Annotated in this window: 4 protein-coding genes; all 4 read left to right on the top strand. The window is 66.4% G+C overall.

Features of this window, described 5'->3' with window-relative positions:
• Positions 1-1,538, top strand: a 1,538-nt coding sequence (locus tag ABYB95_RS19095) for a ribonuclease catalytic domain-containing protein (RefSeq protein ID WP_372660464.1), incomplete at its 5' end; no start/stop codon positions are given.
• Between the two features lie 21 nt (positions 1,539-1,559).
• A complete protein-coding gene (locus ABYB95_RS19100) occupies positions 1,560-2,426 on the top strand; it encodes an energy transducer TonB (RefSeq protein ID WP_372660467.1) in 867 nt (288 codons plus the stop codon).
• Positions 2,427-2,521: 95 nt separating this feature from the next.
• Positions 2,522-3,310 carry a transglycosylase domain-containing protein gene (locus ABYB95_RS19105; RefSeq protein WP_372660470.1) on the top strand — a complete coding sequence of 263 codons (789 nt, stop codon included), beginning with the start codon at positions 2,522-2,524 and terminating at the stop codon, positions 3,308-3,310.
• A gap of 37 nt (positions 3,311-3,347) precedes the next feature.
• A partial coding sequence (locus ABYB95_RS19110) for a lysophospholipid acyltransferase family protein (protein ID WP_372660473.1) occupies positions 3,348-3,712 on the top strand: 365 nt, incomplete at its 3' end.

Here is a 3,712-nt window from a genome sequence, read left to right on the forward strand (position 1 = left end):
AGGCCGCCCGCAACAGCCACACCGCCCCGCTGGCCCTGTTGAAGAACGCCGGTGCGATCTCCAACGCCTACCAGTTCCACTGGCAGCGTTTTCTGTTCGACCAGTTCCCCAAAGGCACCGGCTTTCCGGCGCTGCAAGCGCCCGCCATCACCGACGAACTGCCGCTGGCGGCGGTGCAGGCCTTCTCCATCGACGATTCGGCCACCACCGAGATCGACGACGCGCTCTCGGTGCAAGGTCTGGGCACCGGCTCGGTGACGCTGGGCATACACATCGCCGCCCCCGGTCTGGCGGTGTTGCCCGATGGACCCATCGACCAGATCGCCCGCCACCGCCTGTCCACGGTCTACATGCCGGGGCACAAAATCACCATGCTGCCCGACGAAGTCGTGCAGGCCTATACCCTGCTGGCCGGGCGCGACTGCCCGGCGGTCTCGCTGTATGTGAGCTTTGACGAAGCCACGCTGGCCGTCACCGGCAGCGCCACGCGCCTGGAGCGCGTGCCGATCGCCCTGAACCTGCGCCACGACCAGCTCGACGCGGTGGTGACCGAAGCCTGGCTCAGCGGCGAAACCCCGGCCAGCGAGGCGCCCGCCGAATTGAGTGCCTTGCAGCCCACGCTGGCCTTCGTGTTCCGCCTGGCGCGCCAACTCAAGGCCCAGCGCGAAGTGGTGCGCGGCAAGCCCGAAAACTTCAACCGGCCCGACTACAACTTCCGCCTCGAAGGGGTGGCGGGCGCCGAGCCTTCGGGCGACGAGACGGTGCGCATCAGCACCCGCCAGCGCGGCGCCCCGCTGGACCTGATGGTCGCCGAGGCCATGATTCTGGCCAACAGCACCTGGGGCCAGTGGCTGGCCGAATGCGGCGTGCCCGGCATTTACCGCAGCCAGGCCAGCATGGCGCCGGGCGTGAAGGTGCGCATGGGCACCAAGGCCCAGCCACACGCCGGCATTGGCGTGCCCAGCTACGCCTGGAGCACCTCGCCGCTGCGCCGCTACGTGGACATGGTCAACCAGTGGCAGATCATCGCCTGCGCGCGGCACGGCAAAACGGCCGCGCTGGCAGCCCCCTTCAAGCCCAAAGACGCGAATCTGTTCGCCATCATCAGCGCCTTCGACGCCGCCTATTCGGCCTACAACGGCTTCCAGAACGGCATGGAGCGCTACTGGACGCTCAAGCACCTGGAGCAAGCCGGTACCACCGAACTGACGGCCACGCTGTTCAAAGACAACCTGGTGCGCGCCGATAACTTGCCGCTGGTGCTGCCGGTGCTGGGCACCGAAGGCCTGCCGCGCGGCGCCCACGTGCGGGTGCGCCTGGGCGAGATCGACGAAATCACGCTGGACGTGAGCGGCACGGTGCTGGAACGGCTGGATCTGCCAGAAGACCAGGTGTCCGATGACAACGGTGGCGATGGAGACAGCGACGGCGACGAAGACGGTGCCCTGGCCACACCGCTGTCGCTGGCTTTCGACGACGACACCGCAGCCGAGACCCCCGCCGCCGACGCGCCCGTGACCGAAACCGCGCAGGACTGAAAAATCCCGGAGAATGCCCGCGTGAAAGCCGCCCTTGCCTATCTCAAGACCCTGAGCACTTTGCAGCTGGCATTGGCGGTGTCGGTGGCGGCGCACGCGGTTTTGCTCACGGTGCGCTTTGTCGATCCACAAAGCTTCAACCGGGTGTTCCAGGACACGCCGCTGGAAGTGATCCTGGTCAACGCCAAGAGCAACGAACGGCCCGACAAGGCCAAGGCCATTGCCCAGGCATCGCTGGCCGGTGGTGGTGAAGCGGCACGCGGCCGGGCGACCTCGCCCCTGCCGTCCACGGTGGTGGCGCGCCTCGGCGACACGCCGGAAGAAGACGAGCGCATGATCGAGGCGCTCAAGGAGCAGCAAAACCAGATCCTGGCCCAGGTGCGCCAGCAACTGGCCAATATGCCACCGCCCGATCTGCAGGCGGTCAACCCCAGCCCCGAAAACGTGCAGCGCGAGCGCAAGCGCAAGGCTTTGGTGAAGATCCTGGCCGAGATCGAAAAGCGCATCAACGAGGAAAACGAGCGCCCGAAAAAGCGCTACGTCAGCCCGGCCACGCGCGAAGAGGTCTACGCGATCTACTACGACGAGCTGCGCCGCAAGATCGAAGACCGGGGCACCAGCAACTTCCCGCAAGCCGCCGGTCGCAAGCTGTACGGCGACCTGACCATGATCATCACCGTCAACCACAGCGGCGCCGTGCTCGACACCGAAGTGGTGCAAAGCTCGGGCAACAAGCTGCTGGACGGGCGCGCCCAGGCCATCGTGCGCAGCCTCGACTTTGGCCGCTTCAGCGACGCCATGCGCCGCCGCGCGGACCAGATCGTGGTGGTGTCGCGTTTTCGTTTCACCCGCGACGCTACGCTGCAAACGCAGCTGAGCGGCCAATAGATGAGCACCCGCCGCGTCGCCTTCGGCGCCGCCCCCCGGGAAGGGGGGCAACACCTGTGGCCTGACCAACCTGCTGTCTCCCGGCGGGTCACCCCATGAAATCTTTCGGCCGTTGGTTGTTGTGGATGTTGTTGGCGGGTGTCGCCCTGCAACTGTTTTTTTTGGCCCGCATCGCGCTCATGGTGGTGGTGGACCCGCAAAGCACGGCCTTCATGCGCAGCGAGCTGTGGCAGGTCACGGCCAAGAGCCTGGGCAGCGACAAGCCCTGGCGCTGGAGCCAGACCTGGGTCGACTACGACGCCATCAGCCCCCACCTCAAGCGCGCCGTGATCGCCTCCGAGGACGCGGGCTTCAGCGAACACGGCGGTGTGGACTGGGACGCCATCGAAACCGCCTGGCAGAAAAACGAGCGCCGGCAGCAAATCGCCGACGCCCGTGCCGAAAAACTCGCGGCCCAGCAGGCCAAGCGCAAGACACCGGTCGACCCGGCCAAAACACCGGTGGTCAAAGCGCCGAAGATCGTGGGCGGCTCCACCATCACCCAGCAGCTGGCCAAGAACCTGCTGCTGTCGGGCGAGCGCAGTCTGCTGCGCAAAGGGCAGGAGCTGGTGCTCACGCTGATGCTGGAAGCGGTGCTGGACAAACCGCGCATTCTGGCGATCTACCTCAACAGCGTGGAATGGGGCGAAGGCGTTTTTGGCGCCGAAGCCGCGGCCCAGCTCTATTTCAAAAAACCGGCTGCCAAGCTCAGCGCCTACGAAGCGGCCCGTCTGGCGGTCATGCTGCCCAGCCCCAAGTTCTTTGAAACCCGGCCCGGATCGGCCTACCTGGCGCGCCGCGCGGGCACCATCGTGGCCCGCATGGGCGACGTGAGTATCCCGTGACCCCCATGGACTGGCGCCCCCCTGCCAGGATGCATCCATGAACTGGCGCGCCCAAGCCATGAGCCTGTTGCTGCTGGGTGTGGTGCGTTTGCTCACCGGGGCGCAAGCGCGCTGGCACGGCTGCCCGCCCAAGGCCGAGCAGCGCATTTATTTCGCCAACCACCAAAGCCACGCCGATCTGGTGCTGATCTGGGCCGCCCTGCCCGAAGAGCTGCGCAGCATCACCCGCCCGATCGCCGCGCGCGACTACTGGACCGCTTCGCGCTTCAAGCAGTGGATCACCACCGAGGTGTTCCACGCCATTTACGTCGAACGCGAACGCAAGGGCGACGAAGATCCGCTGCAACCGCTGATCACCGCCCTGGAGAGCGGCGACTCGCTGATCCTGTTTCCCGAAGGCAC

Origin of the sequence: Hydrogenophaga sp., assembly GCF_041633695.1 — a bacterium.
Classification (GTDB): domain Bacteria; phylum Pseudomonadota; class Gammaproteobacteria; order Burkholderiales; family Burkholderiaceae_C; genus Hydrogenophaga.